This window comes from Olivibacter ginsenosidimutans, from assembly GCF_039542865.1.
GTDB lineage: Bacteria > Bacteroidota > Bacteroidia > Sphingobacteriales > Sphingobacteriaceae > Olivibacter > Olivibacter ginsenosidimutans.
On the sequence record NZ_BAABIQ010000001.1, the window covers coordinates 1 to 18,985 of the forward strand.

Below are 18,985 nucleotides of genomic sequence, written 5' to 3' on the forward strand. Positions count from 1 at the left end.
GCGTGTTTACCGAGATGAAGACCATGTCCGCTCCCGCTATCGCTCCGTCTACGTCTGTCGAGAAGAACAGGTTCCGGCCACGGGCCTCCGCCACCACTTCGCTCAGCCCAGGCTCGTAAACCGGTATACCGTTCACGTCAGGATCGTTCCAAGCCGCTATCCGTGACTCGTTCAGGTCTACAACCGTTACCTCGATGTGCGGGCATTGCTTCGCTATTACGGCCATCGTCGGGCCACCTACATACCCCGCTCCTATGCAACAGATTCTTTTTATCGTCATGTTTTAAACTAAATATTATACATTATATATTAATTAATTGCCAGTTTTCTTGATCATTTATCCATCATGAAAATCTCTCCTATTTCAGGGATCAAAGTAAGACCACCCAAATTTCTCCAACGAATTAAAATAACCGATTGCTTATCACCGCTAAACGTTAAACAGGTTGAATATCACTAAAATTTGCTCGGGACCCAAAAAATTTAAAATGCATACCAAAGAGGCTTTTTTGAGCACCAATATGGCAACAAAAACCGTACCTAAACATCTAATTTCAAGCGTTACTAATAAATATAAATGCTTAAACAATACCGATTAGCCTTATAAAGCAAGAACTTCACATCCCGCCAGCAAAAAAGCTCCTACCGCATACACCTCTGTGTCATCATAGCTCACATGGCCGGGCGCGGCTCCTATTTGCTGGGCATACCCTAATTTACCACCAGGATGTACTGCTTTTGTTAAGGCCTCCCAACCTTTCCATACTAGGGGTGCATATTGCGTTTTATTCAATAATCTGTGGTTTATACCCCATGCTAGGGCATAGGTATAAAAAGCCGTGCCACTAGTCTCTTTAGCAGGATAACTATCCGGATCCAGCAAACTGGCGCGCCATGTACCATCGGACTGCTGTAATGAGGCAATTTTAGCAGCCATTCCTAAAAACAGCTTTTCCCACTTTCCGCGATCGGGATAATTTTTAGGCATATTTTCCAATACACGTACTAAACCACCCATTACCCATCCATTTCCTCTTGACCAGAACACTTTCTTGCCATTTTTTTCCTTTTTATTTAGAAAACTACCATCCCGAAAATAAAGTTGCTCTGTAGGATCATATAAATAATCGGTGGTTTTCCACCATAATTTATTACACAAATTTAGATAGGCGTCATTTCCCGTCACTTTGGAAAGCATAGCAAGCGTAGGTGGCCCCATGAAAAGCGCATCACACCATGCCCATTCTCGCAAACCGATATTATTTTTCCATTCCAATGATTCGGTATGTGGTCTTGCCAATAAAGTATCGGCTAAGGCCTTTACATCTTGAATCATCTTTGGATCATGGTATTTTAAACAGAGCTGGCAATACAGCTGCCCAACACAATAATAATCGGCATGGTATCGATTTTCATTAGCATAGAGCATCCACTTATATTTATCCCCTACATTTTTCATAAAATCATAGTATGCTTCATTCTTTGACAATGCTGCATAGTTCACTAAACCAGCATAGAACGCACCATTGGTCCAGTCACGCTCAGGATGTCGCCAGCCATTTTTGGTTATACTGTCTATCTGCCAATCAGCCACCTTCTTCATCAATTGGATTATGGTATCACGGGATTGGTTAGTTGCGTGATCTGGTGTAACCGTTTTCCGCGCAGAGCCGCAGCCGTAACCAGCCATTAACAGCCAGCAGAAAGCGAAAGTAAGCCATACGTGATATTGAAATTGTTTCATCATCATTTTCTATTTAAAATATAAGGTAGTTTTACATATAAAGTTTTGGAATCAATCAGAAAAACTGGTTGGTACAAACGGTGCATGAAAGAGAACAACCGAACGATCTGCTATTACCACTTGGGTTCCGGGTTCATATAAAATACCTTCTATTTCCGTAGTCGCTGTATCTAAAAGCTTACTCCATTTTTCTCCATATCGTTCATCTGGGAGTTGATAGGTAATCGCTTCATCATGGGCATTAAAAATCACATAAAAATGATCATCATATATTTTATTTCCCTGCAAGTCTACCGATTGAATTCCACCCCCATTCAAATAGACCGCTAACGATTTCGCAGCATCATTGTCCCAAGCTTCGTCAGGCATAATCAGTCCTTCCGGCAAAAACCAGACAATATCTTCAACCTCATTACCTTTAATTTTCTGACCGATAAACCATTTTCGACGGCAAAAGGTAGGATGCTTTTTCCGAATTTGTATAAGCTTTTTAGTGAAAGTTATTAATTCATGATCGGCACTTTTCCAGTCATACCAAGACACCTCGTTATCCTGGCAATAGGCATTGTTGTTGCCGTTTTGCGTTCGGCCTTGCTCATCCCCGCCTAAAAGCATCGGAATACCTTGCGAAAGAAATAGCGATGTCAAAAAATTCCGCCGTTGCTTCGCCCGAAAAGCGATGATTACTGGATCATCCGTTGGACCTTCTGCGCCACAATTCCACGAACGGTTATGGTTTTCACCATCGCGGTTATTTTCTCCATTGGCTTCATTATGTTTTTCATTATAAGACACTAAATCATACAGTGTAAAGCCATCATGTGCTGTTATGAAATTAACACTTGCGGTTGGTGTCCGGTCATCGTCCCGGTATAGATCAGAACTTCCGGTAAAGCGGGAAGCAAATTCGCCCAGCTTACTCTCCTCACCCCGCCAGAAATCACGTATACAGTCTCGGTATTTCCCATTCCATTCAATCCATCCTGCTGGAAAATTTCCGACTTGATAGCCTCCCTCACCAATATCCCAAGGCTCAGCAATTAATTTCACTTGAGATATTAATGGATCTTGATGAATGATATCAAAAAATGCACTAAGCTTGTCTACATCATGAAATCCACGTGCCAAGGCCGATGCCAAATCAAATCTAAAACCATCGACATGCATATCCGTAATCCAGTAGCGCAAGCTATCCATTATCAATTGTAAAACATTGGGTAAGTTCGCATTTAACGTATTCCCAGTACCCGTATAATCAACATAATACCGCCCATCTTCCGTAAGACGATAATACGCTCGATTATCGATACCTCGAAAACTAAGCGTAGGTCCCAATTCATTCCCTTCGGCGGTATGATTATACACAACATCCAAGATCACCTCTATCCCGGCTGCATGTAAGCACTTCACCATTTGTTTGAACTCGGTTACCTGTTCGCCATTCACTCCACTGGCACTATATTTTACATCAGGTGCAAAAAAACCAATGGTATTATAGCCCCAGTAATTGCTTAATCCATTATCCTGCAAATGCCAATCACTTACAAAATAATGCACAGGTAATAGTTCAATGGCAGTAATACCTAAATCTTGCAAATACTGAATTGTTACCGGATGCCCAATGGCAGCATAGGTTCCCCGAATATTTTCTGGAATATCGGGATGGGTAAAGGTAAAGCCCTTGATATGCGCTTCATAAATAATGGTCTGATGGTGCATGATCTGTGGTTTGGTATCTCCTTCCCAATCAAATATACCGTCAATTACAACTGACTTGGGCACGTATGGCGCGCTATCCTGTTCGTTAAAACTTAGGTCTTTGAACTCCTCATTACCTATCTGATAACCGAAAATCGACTCATGCCAATTAATCGTTCCGGCAATTGCCTTAGCATAAGGATCTATCAGTAATTTATTTGGGTTGAATCGATACCCTTCTTCCGGCTTATAAGGTCCATATACCCGATAACCATAGTGTTGCCCTGGCTTCGCATCAGGCAAATAAATATGCCAAATATCATGTGTTCGTTCTTTTATCGCAATACGTTCCTCTTTGGCATCCGATCGTTCGGAATCAAAAAGGCATAATTCCACGCCTTCGGCATGTTTGGCAAATAAAGCAAAATTTATCCCTTTACCATCAAATGTGGCCCCCTGTGGATAGGGAACACCTGGATAAATCTTTCTTTCCATATGAGTATAATTTAAGATAACAACAGTTCAACGAAAATAAAAACAAAAAGTAGGAAAACATGATACGTCATAATGGCTATAGGCCAATTATTTCATACTGCCTGTTTCGCGAAAACGCGTATGCCAACTGAAAGCTTCCTCCAGCAAATGCGGCGTGTGCCCACCACGTTCTTGCTTGGCCCTTTCAAAATACGATTGTAATGCCTCCCGATAGTCAGGGTGTACACAATGGTCAATAATCACCTGCGCCCGTTCTCTTGGAGCTAAACCTCGCAAATCCGCTAGTCCCACATCGGTAACCAAAATATCTACATCATGCTCGGTATGGTCTACATGCGATACCATCGGCAAGACATGGGAAATTTGATTTTCCTTAGAAGCAGCCTGGGTAACAAAAATACTAAGATAAGCATTGCGTGCAAAATCACCCGATCCGCCAATACCATTCATAATATTGGTTCCACTAATATGTGTAGAATTTACATTACCATAAATATCAAACTCAATAGCCGTATTAATGGCAATCACCCCAAGACGTCGGATGAGCCCTGGGGTATTGCTGATATTCTGCGGACGTAATACGATCCGATCTTTATACTTTTGTAAATTACCAAAAACCCGATCGTAACAGGCCGAAGAAACGGTAATGGAAGATGCCGAAGCGAAAGTCAACTTGCCACTATCCAGCAAATCAAAGGTGCTATCCTGTAATACTTCAGAAAACATCCGTAGGTCATAAAAATTACTGTTCTGAAAACCCGAAAGCACTGCGTTTGCAACTTTACCAATACCCGCCTGCAAGGGTAACAAACGATCCGTTAATACGCCCTTCTTAACCTCTTGTTCAAAAAAGTGAAGCAAGTGTTGGGCGATTGCCGTTGTTTTTAGATCAGGCGGAGCAATATCAGCCGGACTATCCTGTACATCAGAAAATACAATCGCTACGACCTTTTGTGGATCTAAACGAATCGACCGTCTGCCAATCCGATTTTCCGGTGCCACAATAGGGATAACATTGCGGTGGGGATAATCTTCCGGTTGAAAGATATCATGCAATCCATAAATCTCTTCAGGCACCTTGGTATTGATCTCAATAATCACCTGCTTGGCTAACGCGGCAAAGGTAACAGAATTACCAACCGATGTAGTGGGTACTAGGCTACCGTCTCGTTCAATAAAAGCGGCTTCAATAATCGCAATATCCACAGGTGGTAAATTTCTATTATGCAGCAGTTCTGCACTTTCGCTGAGATGCTGATCAATAAACAGGACACTTCCATTGTTGATGGCTTTACGTAAAATGGGATCCACCTGAAAAGGCATCCGCTTGGCCAAAATGCCCGCGTTGGCTAATTTACCGTCCATCCCATGTCCCAAAGAGGCGCCCGTAACTAAGGTAATTTTAAACGGATCAGGCCGTACTTGCTTTGCCAACGCATCCAATACCAACTTACTATCGCCAGCTTTGGTAAATCCACTGGACCCAACCACCATACCATGTTTAATAAAGCTTGCCGCTTCTTCGGCTGTTGTTACTTTGTCTAGAAGCTGTGTTGCTTTTATTCGTTCGTATTGCATATGTTTCTGTTTCGATCAAAATGATTGTGATACAATACTAACAATTCAGCAACACTTTATAGCTTTGTTTTAGTAAAAAAATTAGGCGGTTATATACCATTTAACCTCAACGTCATTGCGAGGCTGTCTGAGCATGCGTGATTCATGTCTTTTGTTCACCATGACAACATCTTTTGTATTGGTCATGATTGGTATATAATCACCATAAATAAAGAAAAACGATTATATTCCAAAAGTAAAAGCAGCTCTTAAACCAAAGAAACGGTAAGTAGCAGCTTCTTTTGACCAACCTTCAAAACGGATACTGACATCCAGCCCATAACGATTGGCTAAAGGTAAATTTATGCCGATAGCAGGTGCATAAGCAAAAGCAGTACCACCACCTTTTGCCGTACTAAAAGAGGCCCCAATTTCTGCACCTCCATATAATTTATCAGAAAAATAATATTTCCCACCTGCCTTTAAGGGAATAGAACCGCTGCTACTCGTTTTTTCCCCCACCGCTTTTAATAGGTCTTTAATTTCTTTCTTATACGCAAAGGTTAAATAACCGATGGAGGCGGTAAGGTTGAATTGCTGTACCAACTGGTATTCTCCTTGAAGGCTTAACCCATACCCTAACTGATAAGCGTCTGCAGCATCTCCCATAGGAAGAGCAACTTCCGGTCCGATACTCAGTTTATTCTTTGCTCCTAATTGTGCATGGCACATCGCTGCGATGCCCATCACCATAATCGTACAAAATAATACGTTCTTCATTTCAGTCTAATTAATACTATATCGATTTTCGGCACAAAACTATTTTTTCCCTGATGACCATGGGATGATTTACGATCAAAAGAGGAAAAAGCAGTACCAAAAGACTGTTAATGACGATGAATGGTGTTCCTGGTAATTAAAAAGTGTAGTTCCCCACTTTTTGGATATCTTCTACAAATAATTATTCAAGGTTCGTTTTTGCTCCTAAATGGGTATAAGCAATAAAGGAAGATGTTTATAGATTTGGGCATTTTCTGAGGGATTATCTGTAAACAAATGATTAAAAAAATGATATTTACGATGATCTATTGCCAATATCCCTTCTTTACCACCTGCCGTTAAACGATCAATAGTGCTTTCGGCCTCCTTTTTATTGCTGTTATATAAGCTAGGGAGCTGATTTTTGACATAATGAGAAATCGTTTCCACAAATAATGTCCGTACCATTTTATCATCCATATCTGGCAAACCCTCTGTCGAAACATGTAATACGGCCACATGGCTACCAAGCGGCCTGGCTAGCGCAATCAATTCGTTGATAACATTGATCTTCATGTAACGAACATCAGAAACATAGAGTATATTTTTTATGGGTTGGAAATGTACCTGCTCAGGGATAAGCAATAAGGGATAGGTAATATGTTCTACCATAGCGCGTACTTTGTTTCCAAATAGATAGCCAGTGTGGTTTTTACCATCTGTTGCGCCCATAATAACTAAATCAACTTTCAATTCAGTAATCAATTCTTTTACAGTAGCGTTAAAATCACCGTCCTCTACACGGCATTTGATCAGCGGCTTAGGCATTGTCTTCGGCGCCCATTCCCTCAGCTTAACGCTCAGTGCATCCAATTGGTGCATTACTGCCTCCCGATCAACTTGCACACCTTCTTCTACATAGGTTAAGACCATTACCGCCTGAAGCTGAGAAGCTAGTTGTACGGCATAATGTAGTACATTTTCCTTCCCTTCAGCCAAATCGGTCATTACAAGTATTGTTTTCATGGTTATCCCTATTTATTTATACAGTTAAAGATATCGTTATTTTCGCATTTCCAAGGTGATCAATGGCATATTTTTTAGTAATTCTAATCAGTTTCAGCTGCTCACAAATCCTATCCGTTATACGTTTATGTTTTACGTTTTAAGCATCCCGCGAAATCCAGCACTTTAACATAGAACTTGCGACTTATAATTTACCACTTATAATTTTACTAAGCGTCAGCAAGGCCACAACGGTTAATCCCGCGATCAAACCGAAAGCAAATTCCTTGACTAAAGCAGGTATACCCGGGAAAACAGCATGTAAATAGCCAATATTGTGCACGAAAATACCCCCAGAAACTAAAAGCAAGGCAATGGTTCCGACAAAACCCAATATCTTAATGACCCAAGGTAACGATTTAATCAGTATATGACCGAGTTTTGAAAAAAATCCACGATCATGAGCGTCCTTAATAAGCTTAAAACCAACATCATCCATCCGAACAATAAGGGCAACAATACCATAAACACCGACGGTGGCCAAAAAAGCAATAACGGAAACAGTAACGAGCTGTATCGATAAACTTTCTTCTAAAACGGTACCTAATGCAATAATGACAATTTCTATAGACAGAATAAAGTCCGTTGTCACAGCTGATTTTACTTTAGCCTTTTCAGCAACACGGTCACCTTCTTCGTTTTTTACCATCACTTCGTGCCCTGATTTAGAACGATGAAAGCAATAGTCAATAATTTTCTCCACTCCCTCATATGCCAAGTAGAACCCTCCCAAAACTAAAATGACTTTTATAGCTAACGGAAAAAAAACATTGAGTAATAAGGCTATCGGTATAATAATAAGCTTATTGATAAAAGAACCCTTAGTTATAGCCCATAGCACAGGTAATTCACGTGAAGCTAAAAAGCCTGTGGCCTTTTCTGCATTGACGGCTAAATCATCGCCTAATATCCCTGCTGTCTTCCGCGCTGCCACTTTACTGGTAACAGCGATATCATCCATCAACGCCGCGATATCATCTAAAATTGCAAAAAATCCTGAAGCCATATATGTTGCATTCTTGTTACTGCCGTAAAAATAGTCCTTTTTATGTTACTTTCTTCTTCCGTAACAAATTAACCCAAGAACGTCGTGGGGGCATGCTGATAACACCCCGCTATCGGCTACGTATCAGCACAGACCATATATGGAGAAAAGATAAAATAGTGGCGTAATATTCAGTTTCACTTTCTCAACCAATACCTTCAAATTACGGCATCACCATTTTTCTTTCCAAATAAGTACCATATTAAGTGAAAGACACTTAGGAAACTTAAATTTTGGATTCTCCCCATAAAACACGAATACGGTGTTTTTATGGGGAAGACTCCAAATTGTCATTATAGTTTCATCACGACAGCGGTCGGCAAGACCTTATTTTTCGGTTTTTTTACCTGCGCATCATACATAGGTACCTTATCAACGGTCAAATTATTCACATAAAGTGTCAATTGTGTTGAAGAATAATCATAGCTGCCACCTGCGGTGAAACTTTCGGAAGTCGAATTCGCAATTCCGCCTTTAAACGCAATTGTTCGTAGGGGTTTTTCTACACCTTCCATCTCTACCGTAATAAAACCATCTAACGTATTCATTTCCCCTCCGATCCATCTCAATAGAAAATCATCGGCATTTTTTTTCAGTTCTAAACTGATCACATAGGCGTTATCCGCCAAATAACTCGCCTGAAGACTATCATTTACCTGCCTTTGAAAAGAATAAGCGACACTTGCCAATTCATAGCTTTGCGTCTTTTTTGTTTTCGGATTGGATAGCTTCAACAGAATTTTCCGATCACCTTGTTGGCCAAATGCAGCAACAGCAAATAGCATACATAGCAGTGTGTTCAATACCTTACGTTTCATTTTTTCATTGTTTAAATCAACGATCATAGGTAATGAAAGTAATATCCTATAATTAGCTATTCAGTACCTGGATCTACGGAAGCAAAGTTATCCGCAAAAAGGCCATAACCCAAAAAATAAGAGACTACAGTAAGTCTACCTTTACCTAATAGCAGCAACTACAAAACGTCTACAAAAGCACCAATAAACACCTTTGAACCGCATAAGTCTACTACCAAAACGATGTACTTCTTATCCTATTATAGGATATTGTATAGCATTTGTCCAAAATATATAAATCATATGTCAAAAAACATAAATCCTCCCTTTCCGTAAATTACTACTTTTGCTAGTAAAAAACAATCAACATGTGGTACTACCTTAGTTGTCTCTCTTTTCTGTTCTGTATATTCCAAGGAAACCTAATTGCTCAGAACCATGCAACTGTCGTTAATTTTGACGAGAATGGTCATCAAGTAGTGAAATTTACGGCTGATGGCGAAGCCGTTGACGCTCATGACGGTGAGATAGCCTACTTTGATGGTGTTTATTACCTATACGGCACCAGCTATGGTTGCGGTTTTGCCTGGAATGAAAAAGAAGCCCCTTTTTGTGGGTTCAAGGTTTATGCTTCTTCCGACATGGTGCATTGGACCGATAAAGGTTTTTTATTCGATGCCAACACGTCTGTTTGGCAATGCCGTTGTGATGGAAGCACTTATGGCTGTTTCAGACCTCATGTCATTTTTAATAAACAAACCCAAAAGTATATCCTCTGGGTCAATGTATACGATAACCGTGTTGGCTTTCGGGTGTTTACCAGCACCTCTCCCACAGGTCCTTTTAAGGAAGAAGCAGAACCCACACTCGCCGTCAACAATGATGCTCCCGTTGCAGGTCTCAACAATGGCGACCATGACACCTTCGTAGATGATGATGGCACAGCATACCTCGCTTATACAGACTGGCGAACGGGAGGAACAATTGTCATTGAAGAACTGAATAAAGACTATCTTTCGGGTACAGGAAGACATGTTAAGACAGTAACGAAAGGGAAGACTGAAGCACCTGGCTTATTCAAACGTAAAGGGATTTACTATATCACTTATTCTGATCCAAATTGTGGTTATTGTTCAGGCACGGGCACTTCTTACCGCACAGCTAAATCTCCGCTAGGACCATGGTCGACAGGCATCAAAATAAGCGACAACTCCTGCGGCGGACAACCTTCCTTTGTATCTACACTTGCCTTACCTACTGATACCGTATATTTATATGGCAGCGATTTATGGAATAATGCCGCCAAAAACGAAGCATTAGCCAACTTTTATTGGTCTCCATTGGAATTTGATCAAGATGGTGCTATCCGTCCAATGCGCTGCGTTGATCAATTTCAACTACCTCTACACCAAGCTGCTGATACCAAAAAGACGAAACACAATCCATCTTCCAGTACCATTTCATCAGGTATAGCCGGTTTTCATATCCGTTGTGGCATCGATAAGGATACCCAATGGCTACAAGGTTTCACTGCTACATCCAACGGTATATTAGATGAGGTTTCCATTACCACCTTTAAAAATGGATACCCCGATGCCGATTTACTAGTAGCCATATATCGGCTGGGAACAGATGTTACACCACAAGGCGAAGCCTTGTATACCCTATCGGTATCTGCAGACTCCCTTAAATGGTCGCCAAATTATTTCACTTTTCAACCACGTATACCTGTTAGTAAAAATACGCGGTATGCCATCGTTTTAAAATCAGCTACCCAAAAAGGTTGTTATGGACTTGCCTCGCGACAGCTGGTTAACGATGAAAAAGATAGCGCAGCCCACCGTTCAAGTCAAAACACTGCTTTTTCTGAAGAGAAAAATCAGTTGCTTATGTTCCGAGCGCAGATCAGTAAAAAATAAATATGCTATCCTATTTGTGAGAAAATCCACGAGTAGGACAGCATATAATACACCTTTTACTTTAAAAATACCTTCTTCACCGCTTCTAAATAGCCGTAACCGTATAGATTATCCGGTTGTAGGTAACTTGTCTCCGTCCATTCATTCCAGCTGTTGATGGTAATTAATGGTGCTTGGTCTGGATGGGCATCAACATAATCTTTTGCCATCCTTAATGCTTTTTCGAAATTAGCTGGCGTATTGTTTTTTACAACGGCGCTCTGTCCTGTACGCGGACTGTTATCCCAACCCACGCTGATATGCGGATAATAGGGAAATTCATACGTTGCATCAATACGTGCCCACTCCTTTTTCACATTTTCGAGGATATCCAGGTAATCTTTATTCACATCGGTAAAATGTACAAACTGATAATGTGTTGCACTGGTGAACCCCAACTTCTTAACAAACTCATTTTCGGGAGCCTTTCCTTTCCCTCCATCAAAGCCACTGTAGTTTACATTTTGTGACCACATGGTTAGCTGTAGTTCCAAATCTGGAAAGCCTGCTTTCTTGGTTTCTTCTTTAAACCACTGAAGCGCTTTAACCGTTTGTTCTATTCCCCCAAGACCTTGTATCAACTGTGGTACATCGTAAATCATAAACACCGGTTTACCATCAATTTTATAATATTGCGGTAGCTTAAAGTATTTCTCAATATTTCGTTTACAAATTTTTTCAAATTCATCCCGACTTACCTTCCCCGTCCATATCACATTGTCTTCATGGTATTTATTGAGCCGCGTATCCCATGTGTTCACCACTTCATGATTAGCCCACATCAGGTAAAACTTCATTTTATCTTTATTCTCAGCCTTTAAAAAGCCATTATCTAATGTCGTTTCCATGAATGGCCGACCATCATACCAATACCAGTCGAAAATAAAAACGTTAATACCATGTTTAGTGGCTTCATTAATCTCCATACTCATAATTGCTGGATCAGCTTCGTTAATCGGCCCCCAAGCCGGCTTCCTGTTCCAGTAATGCCCCGGATACCGTTCCTGCATCGTGGTAACGGTTTCCCATTCGCCATTACCTTCTGGCCAAAACGGCCGAAGTCTAGGGTCATCGTTAGCATAAGCTGGATACAAAAACGCAGCAACATCATAACGTTGCTTTCCATTCGAATGCTGCTGCCCATAGCTTTGTGAAATTCCTAAAATAGTGTAGCAGACTAAAACAAAATGAATTCTTTTGAACATATAATTGATTTTTTAATGGATTCTACTATAGGTATTTGATTATGTGCTTATAATTGGACTATTTATTCAACGCTTAAGAAATACTTTTCGCACCGCTTCCAGGTAACCAAAGCCATATTTTTTCTCCGGCTCAAGCATACTACCTTCAGCCCACTCATTCCAGGCATTAATAGTAATCAGCTTGGGTTGATTAGGATGTCCGTCTATATAATCTTTTGCTTGCTGCAAATAGTATTGAAAATATTCAGGCTTAATATTTTTGACGAAAGGCTGTTTTTCCGTAGGAAAGCGTGGATTGTTATCCCAGCCGATTGATACTTGGGGGCAATACGGTATATCAAATGTTTTATCCCACTCCGCCCAATGGCCAATGGCTTTTTTCCCCCAGTCTAGGTAGTCGGTACCTGGAGACACAAAATGTACCCATTGATAATTGGTCATGCTCTTGAAACCGAAATAATTTAAGGTGGTATTTTGAGTCTGCGCATGATCGCTGGGAACACCGGCTAGACCCGAAGGAACGTTACCCCAAAGAATGGACTGCAAATGCAAACCCGGAAATCCAGCCTTTATTGTTTCCCTACGAAAATAATCCAAAGCCTCTTTCGCTTGAGGAGCGCCACCCATACCATTAATGAATGTTGAAAGCTCGTAGATACTAAATACAGGCTCGCCATTTATTGTATAGTAATTTTCTTTTTTAAAGTAATCGTTAATGATGTGCTTGATCATTCCTTCAAACGTCTTACGGTCTACCCCTCCGCGCCAATATATTTTACTTTTATCCGGATCGGCTGGATCAAGATAAGCGGGCATATCATGATTGGCCCACATCAGGCAAAACCGCATATCATGGGTATTAGATGCTTTCAGAAAACCATCGTTTAATGCTCCTTCCAAAAAAGGTCGGTTATCGTACCAATACCAATCAAAGATCATGACGTTCACACCGTATTTCACGGCTGTCGCAATTTTCTTTTCCATCGCTTTTGGATCTGACTCATCCTCATATCCCCAAAGTGGCACTTTAGGCACCTCCTCATCAGCAAATTTTGGCTTAGCTTTGTAAATGGCTTCCCATTCTCCCTTTCCATCCGGGAAAATATGAATATCCTTAAATCTCAGTTCAGGATGGTAGCCCGGCCAATAAAATGCGGCAATATCGTATGTCGTATTGCCCGACTGCGCACCGACCTTTAAAAAGAATAGGACCAATTGCAAGGGTACCAGCAATAGGATCATTTTTGTTTGTATGGACATCATTGTTCTTTTAAAAATAAACATTTGTTTGTCTTATGGATCTATTAATAACCTGGATTTTCAACTAACTTCGGATTATTAGCTGTTCTGCCATTGGTAATCGGCAAATAATAATTCTCGTTTCTAAACTGTGGAATATTCGATGCACCGTCCACATTATTGATAATTTGTATTTGATATTTTCCGGAAGCGGCATCGAGAATATAACGAATACCTGACCAACGTACCGATAGCTCTTTTACCGCGGTACGCCATCTTCTAACATCCCAATAACGATGGCCTTCAAAAGCAAGCTCCACTTTGCGCTCGTTATGGATTTGATCACGACTTACACTGTTTAAAACAGCGATACCTGCCCGTGTTCTAATTTGGTTAATCGAACTTAACGCATCAGCGGTATTCCCCAATTCAAAAGCAGCTTCCGCATGGTTCAATAAAATTTCGGCATACCTAAAAATCAGCCAATCCTGTGCAGAAGTGGCCCAACCACTATTGGCTCCTGCCATATTATCGTGGTTTTCGTCCAAGTATTTTAAGACCCCTATCCCCGTTCCCTGATAATCCTGTTCACCAGTTGCAGGGATGCCATTATAGGAGCCATCTGTTTTGATCGTTCCATTTGGCAATCGTATACCTGCATGAAAATCCAACTGACTGCCTTTCCATAGGGTATTTTGGGTATAAAAGGTAGCATAAAAACGAGGATCTCTACTACCCCACAATTCTTCGGTTGTCAGCAACTTATTCGGTAAGGTATTTCGATCCAATTTTCCCGGGCTTCCATCAACATACTCAAAAGATTCGGCAAACTCCAAGTACGCTTGCTCATATAAACCACGGGCCCACGCTTGAGGTCTAGGACAATTGAAAAAATCCACACACCAGCCATTTCCACCACTCATTTGGTTCATACTATCGTGCCGCTTGGCAAAAATAACTTCACTGTGGTTTTTAACTAGAAAGATATTTCTAAAGTTGGTTGTTTTATCGGCATCGGCATTATAAAGAGCATATTTACCGCTCTCGATAATCGCCTGTGAAGCATCATACGACTGCTGATAATACGTTTTGGCCAAATTAGCCGGAATGCCGACTACGCCATTTAACTCGACTGAACCAAATTGGGCAATACTGCCTGCGTACAAGGCTGCCCGGCTTTTTAAAGCAAGTGCTGCATACTTCGATGGCCGGCCAATATTGTCACCATTTACAACCTCTGGCAGATCATTAGCACAGGCGTCCATTTCGGAAATGATAAAATCGTAAACCTGTTGCTCTGTTGCTCTGGGTGGATAAAGCTCGTCTTGCGGATCGCTTATCTGCTGAACGGCTGTGATCAAAGGGACACCTCCATATCGCTTAACCATAGCAAAATAACAAAAAGCCCTTAAAAAACGTGCCTCCGCTAGTTTCGCTTTAATCTCCTCTTCCGATAGTGGCGAAGCCGGCAGCTTCTCCAAAAATTCGTTGATCTTACGTATTACGCCATAGCCCCACCAATCGAGTAGACCTCCATTGATGGTCAGGTTGCCATATTTGTACGTAAATGCGTTGCTTGGATTCCAATCTCTCCATTGCGGAAAACTTTCGTCTGAAACATCATTAATATCAAAGGCATTCCATGCCGCATCTCCTTGTTGCCCAATTCCACTACAGTCGTTTCCCAGAAAGGTCATCTCTGCATAAACCTGAGTAAGGTAAGCATTAATAAGTGCTGGGTCTGTAAAAACATCCTCATCTGAGATAATGCTAAGCGGACGTTTATTAAGCACATCTTTATTGCAGGAAGTGAAAACCCCCAGACTAATCAAAACTATTATTGATATGATTTTCTTCATGATTCGTAACTTATAAGGTAACATTCACTCCTAATGAAATGGTTCGCTGTTGCGGATAGTAATATCCGGCTTGTCCGGATGGTGCTTCTGGATCGACACCGTATTTTTTCAAAGGGTTAACCGTCAATAAATTAGTACCTGCGAGGTACACGCGCACATGGTGTATACCAGCGCCAGCCAGTATGCCTTTTGGTAACGTATATCCTAGCGCTAAGGTCTTCAAACGCAAGTAGCTTGCTTTTTTAAAATAAAGATTAGAGAATAAGCTATTCGATGAGGCACCTGAAATCCGGGGAGCCGCATCGACCGAATTATGCTCTTCTGTCCACATATTTTCATAAAAGGCTTGCGAATAATTGAGTCCTCCATTATACAGGTAAGTGGTGCTGTAGTAATTAAACGCCCCCTGTAACAATGATTGCAGGTCAAAATTCTTATACTTAAGGTTAATGGTAGCTCCAGCCATCCAATTCGGCACCGTGCCTGCATTAACGGGCTTCTGATCTCGAAAATCCAGCTTGCCATCACCATTCAAATCAACGTATTTGACATCACCCGGCCGTAAAGCCGCATTGCCGCCCGGATAAGTAAAAGCCAAATTGTCGATTTCCTGCTGACTGGTAAACAAACCTTCTGCCACATAACCGACCATGACGTTTCCACCAGCATCGACAACATCAGCCCATCTTCCAGAAACCTTATTCAACCTAATTTGGTCCGGATCCGTGTAGACCGGTTCTTCATAATGATCCCACTTCGCACGCGACCAAGATAGATTTGCCGTTAGCTCATAGCTCAACTCGCCCATATGCCCTCGAGTACCTAAGCTTAATTCAAAACCACGGTTATTCTGGCTATTTAAATTTTCTTCTGGAAGCGTTGCACCGAATGAATTAGGAAGGGACAATATTCTAGTTGCCGGAATGCCAGATAACGTACGATAAAATGTTTCAGCGGTACCGAATAATCGTCCTCTCCACAATGAAAAATCAATGCCGACATTGTAGATTTTAATCTTTTCCCATGTCAGATTGGGGTTAGGTAAACCCGTAGATGCAATGCCAACCTGGGTACCATTACCGATCAGCCACTGTCTGTCAATTTGATAACCTGTTAGGTATCGAAAATCACCCACATTATCCACACCAGAGGTACCATAGCTCGTTCTCAATTTTAATTCGTCAACAAAGGTTAAGCTTTTTGCGAAATTTTCCTGATCTATCTTCCATCCGAGGGAGATGCTCGGAAAATATCCCCAACGACGATCAGAAGGAAACTTAGCCGATGCGTCTGCACGCAAAGTCGATTCCAAAAGGTATTTATCTTTATATGTATAATTTAAACGACCAACATAGCTTACACGTCCCATTTCCGTTGCCGAACTGTTTGCCTGGCTGGTTTGCACCGCACCGGCATATAATTCTTCAATAGCGGGCGTCAAAAAATTATCCCTACCAGCGGTAATACTATGTGTGTTATAATCAATCACCTCATATAATGCCAAGGCCGAAACATGATGGTCACGATTAAACGTATGATCATAGTTTAAGGAAAGCTGCCCAGTAATATTACGGCTTTGATCATCGCGATAAATCAGTCTCGCTTGCGTGCCAAGCGAACCTGCCAAGGTATAAGTATCTGTGGCATAATCGTACGTATAAAACTCAAACGGCTTGGAAAAATTCTTATTGGTCAAATAAGTTTTATCGTAATTGATAAATGCCTTGGCACTCAAGCCTTCAATAGCTCGTATCTTGTAATCCGCAATGAAGGTTCCTTTTAGGTTTTGAATATTGTTTCGGTCGTAACCGGCAATCTCTTCGTCAGATATTAATGCAATACTTCCCACGCCCTGCCCATTGGCATATGCATGTTTCGTTGGGTCGGGCAATGTTGATGGGTAAATCGGCAAGGAATTCCACAAATCTTGCCATAAGGTATTAATCCCTTCTCCTTGGCCGCGTACGGATTGCGATTTAGCCTCATTAACCGCAGATAGGTTCAACTGGATCGTTAAATTATCATTTACTTTAGCGTCCAGATTCGATTGAAGATTATACCTTTTGTAGCCACCCCCATTTTTCCGCCATATCGGATCCTGGTTCGTATAACCGAAAAACCCAAAATATTTGATGCGTTCACTTCCACCTCGTACCGACAAATTTTGCTGTGTTTGGGGTGCCCAAGGTCGGGTAGCTACCTTTTTCCAATTGGTATTGGGATAAGCTGGATCGTTACCGGCGTAGAACTTTTGGATTTGTTCATCCGTATAAGGCGCAGGTTTTCCCTGATTGGTGTAAAAGAGATTCGTAATTTCTGCATACTGGCCAGCGTTAACAGGATCAGTCATGGTCGTATTGCCCTGCAAGGTATAGGATGAATTCAGCGTAATGTCAGGTTTACCATCCCGCCCACGTTTGGTGGTTACCAATACGACACCATTGCCCGCGCGGGCACCATAAATGGAAGCAGCTCCATCTTTTAATATGCTAATGGTCTCAATCTGGTTCGGATCAATATTATTGAAATCCGACTCCACACCATCCACAATCCAAAGCGCCTGTCCAAAACCACGGATGTTAATAGCAGCCTGATCAGCTCCGGGCTGCCCACTCGACTGCTGCGAAATCAATCCGGGCAAGCGACCTGCGAGGGTATTAATCGTACTGCTTGATGGGGCTACCGTAATATCTTCGGTTTGTACCGCAGCTACTGATCCGGTTAAGTTCGCCTTTTTTTGGATACCATAGGCTACCACCACCACATCATCCAATAGGGATATATCGGAAACTAACCTTACCGAAACATTACGTTCCTCACCAACGGTAATTTCCTGTGTCTTATAACCAACCATGCGTACCAGCAAGACAGCCCCCTTTGGTACCGCAATCGCGAATCGCCCATTTTCATCTGTCGTCGTACCTGCCGAAGGCCTGTCTTTCGGGATGACCGAAACACCAGGTAATGCCACACCAGCTGAATCGGTAACCTGTCCCGTGATGGGACCTTGCCGCTCTGTATTACTGGATTGAGGTACATGCTGAGACATAGTAGATTGATCTAAGGTTTTTTTATGTAATACGATCAGTTCATCTAAAATTTCGTATCCGTAAGGTTGGCCTTGGAATAATTTCGTTAATACCTCTTTAATATTCGCCTTATCCACCGAAATGCTTATTAGTTGGGTGTATTGCACTTCTTTCTTGTTATAAAAAAAGGTGAAATGGCTCTGGCTTTCAATTTTACGTAGCACTTGGCCAAGCGTCGCGTTTTGCTCTTTGAGTGTAATTTGCTGTCCGAAAGCATGGGCATTAAGCTGTATGCAACAGACCGTGAGCAGTAAAACCGTTAGATTTATACGCATAATCAGTTCTTTGTTCACCCGTGATAATAAACACGGTAATAAATTAAAATCCATAAATTTGTGTGGTTTTGGGTTTAAAATTCGGTTCAATTGTTCAAGATGAAATCGACTTATGCCGGATATTCCGGATAAGGAATGTACCCAAGCTGTTTGCTGGCGGTGCTCGTAACACCGCCAGCTTTAGTGCTGGGACCATCCAT

General features: G+C 41.5%; 12 protein-coding genes and 1 pseudogene. 1 reads left to right on the top strand and 12 read right to left on the bottom strand.

Annotated features, from left to right (window positions below):
* The 8 genes and pseudogenes from ABD930_RS00005 to tssD all read right to left on the bottom strand — a co-directional run.
* Positions 1 to 280: pseudogene (locus ABD930_RS00005) on the bottom strand (nucleotide sugar dehydrogenase); the annotation flags it as partial.
* 321 nt (positions 281 to 601) lie between these two features.
* Positions 602 to 1,750, bottom strand: a complete 1,149-nt coding sequence (locus ABD930_RS00010) for a glycoside hydrolase family 88/105 protein (protein WP_345229611.1) — start codon at positions 1,748 to 1,750, stop codon at positions 602 to 604.
* A 45-nt stretch (positions 1,751 to 1,795) separates the two neighbouring features.
* Positions 1,796 to 3,937, bottom strand: a complete 2,142-nt coding sequence (gene glgX / locus ABD930_RS00015; RefSeq protein ID WP_345229612.1) for a glycogen debranching protein GlgX — start codon at positions 3,935 to 3,937, stop codon at positions 1,796 to 1,798.
* A gap of 87 nt (positions 3,938 to 4,024) precedes the next feature.
* Positions 4,025 to 5,515, bottom strand: a complete 1,491-nt coding sequence (scpC, locus tag ABD930_RS00020) for a succinyl-CoA:acetate CoA-transferase ScpC (protein WP_345229613.1) — start codon at positions 5,513 to 5,515, stop codon at positions 4,025 to 4,027.
* Positions 5,516 to 5,737: 222 nt separating this feature from the next.
* Entirely contained in the window at positions 5,738 to 6,274 is a 537-nt protein-coding gene (locus tag ABD930_RS00025; protein ID WP_345229614.1) for a hypothetical protein, read from the bottom strand.
* Positions 6,275 to 6,478: 204 nt separating this feature from the next.
* Positions 6,479 to 7,279, bottom strand: coding sequence for a universal stress protein (locus tag ABD930_RS00030; protein WP_345229615.1), 801 nt, complete (start codon positions 7,277 to 7,279; stop codon positions 6,479 to 6,481).
* Between the two features lie 184 nt (positions 7,280 to 7,463).
* A complete protein-coding gene (locus ABD930_RS00035; protein WP_345229616.1) occupies positions 7,464 to 8,324 on the bottom strand; it encodes a DUF808 family protein in 861 nt (286 codons plus the stop codon).
* 332 nt (positions 8,325 to 8,656) lie between these two features.
* Positions 8,657 to 9,181 carry a type VI secretion system tube protein TssD gene (gene tssD / locus ABD930_RS00040; RefSeq protein ID WP_345229617.1) on the bottom strand — a complete coding sequence of 175 codons (525 nt, stop codon included), beginning with the start codon at positions 9,179 to 9,181 and terminating at the stop codon, positions 8,657 to 8,659.
* Positions 9,182 to 9,528: 347 nt separating this feature from the next.
* On the opposite strand from tssD, the gene ABD930_RS00045 reads away from it, so the two are divergent.
* Complete coding sequence (locus tag ABD930_RS00045; protein WP_345229618.1) at positions 9,529 to 11,079, top strand: family 43 glycosylhydrolase; 1,551 nt, start codon at positions 9,529 to 9,531, stop codon at positions 11,077 to 11,079.
* Positions 11,080 to 11,135: 56 nt separating this feature from the next.
* Here the strand turns inward: ABD930_RS00045 and ABD930_RS00050 are convergent, their stop codons facing one another.
* The 4 genes from ABD930_RS00050 to ABD930_RS00065 form a co-directional block, all read right to left on the bottom strand.
* Positions 11,136 to 12,323, bottom strand: coding sequence for a glycosyltransferase WbsX family protein (locus ABD930_RS00050; protein ID WP_345229619.1), 1,188 nt, complete (start codon positions 12,321 to 12,323; stop codon positions 11,136 to 11,138).
* Positions 12,324 to 12,389: 66 nt separating this feature from the next.
* On the bottom strand, positions 12,390 to 13,586 hold the full coding sequence (locus ABD930_RS00055; protein ID WP_345229620.1) for a glycoside hydrolase family 99-like domain-containing protein: 1,197 nt from the start codon (positions 13,584 to 13,586) through the stop codon (positions 12,390 to 12,392).
* Between the two features lie 41 nt (positions 13,587 to 13,627).
* The gene (locus ABD930_RS00060; RefSeq protein ID WP_345229621.1) at positions 13,628 to 15,421 is read right to left on the bottom strand and encodes a RagB/SusD family nutrient uptake outer membrane protein; all 1,794 of its coding nucleotides are present in this window, start codon (positions 15,419 to 15,421) and stop codon (positions 13,628 to 13,630) included.
* Positions 15,422 to 15,431: 10 nt separating this feature from the next.
* Positions 15,432 to 18,839 carry a TonB-dependent receptor gene (locus ABD930_RS00065; RefSeq protein ID WP_345229622.1) on the bottom strand — a complete coding sequence of 1,136 codons (3,408 nt, stop codon included), beginning with the start codon at positions 18,837 to 18,839 and terminating at the stop codon, positions 15,432 to 15,434.
* Positions 18,840 to 18,985 lie beyond the last annotated feature (146 nt).

Bases quoted from the DNA above. Each gene is read 5' to 3' on its own strand.
- scpC (WP_345229613.1), bottom strand. From the start codon at position 5,515: ATGCAATACGAACGAATAAAAGCAACACAGCTTCTAGACAAAGTAACA.
- tssD (WP_345229617.1), bottom strand. From the start codon at position 9,181: ATGAAACGTAAGGTATTGAACACACTGCTATGTATGCTATTTGCTGTT.
- ABD930_RS00060 (WP_345229621.1), bottom strand. From the start codon at position 15,421: ATGAAGAAAATCATATCAATAATAGTTTTGATTAGTCTGGGGGTTTTC.
- ABD930_RS00030 (WP_345229615.1), bottom strand. From the start codon at position 7,279: ATGAAAACAATACTTGTAATGACCGATTTGGCTGAAGGGAAGGAAAAT.
- ABD930_RS00010 (WP_345229611.1), bottom strand. From the start codon at position 1,750: ATGATGATGAAACAATTTCAATATCACGTATGGCTTACTTTCGCTTTC.
- ABD930_RS00065 (WP_345229622.1), bottom strand. From the start codon at position 18,839: ATGGATTTTAATTTATTACCGTGTTTATTATCACGGGTGAACAAAGAA.
- ABD930_RS00035 (WP_345229616.1), bottom strand. From the start codon at position 8,324: ATGGCTTCAGGATTTTTTGCAATTTTAGATGATATCGCGGCGTTGATG.
- ABD930_RS00025 (WP_345229614.1), bottom strand. From the start codon at position 6,274: ATGAAGAACGTATTATTTTGTACGATTATGGTGATGGGCATCGCAGCG.
- ABD930_RS00050 (WP_345229619.1), bottom strand. From the start codon at position 12,323: ATGTTCAAAAGAATTCATTTTGTTTTAGTCTGCTACACTATTTTAGGA.
- ABD930_RS00055 (WP_345229620.1), bottom strand. From the start codon at position 13,586: ATGATGTCCATACAAACAAAAATGATCCTATTGCTGGTACCCTTGCAA.
- glgX (WP_345229612.1), bottom strand. From the start codon at position 3,937: ATGGAAAGAAAGATTTATCCAGGTGTTCCCTATCCACAGGGGGCCACA.
- ABD930_RS00045 (WP_345229618.1), top strand. From the start codon at position 9,529: ATGTGGTACTACCTTAGTTGTCTCTCTTTTCTGTTCTGTATATTCCAA.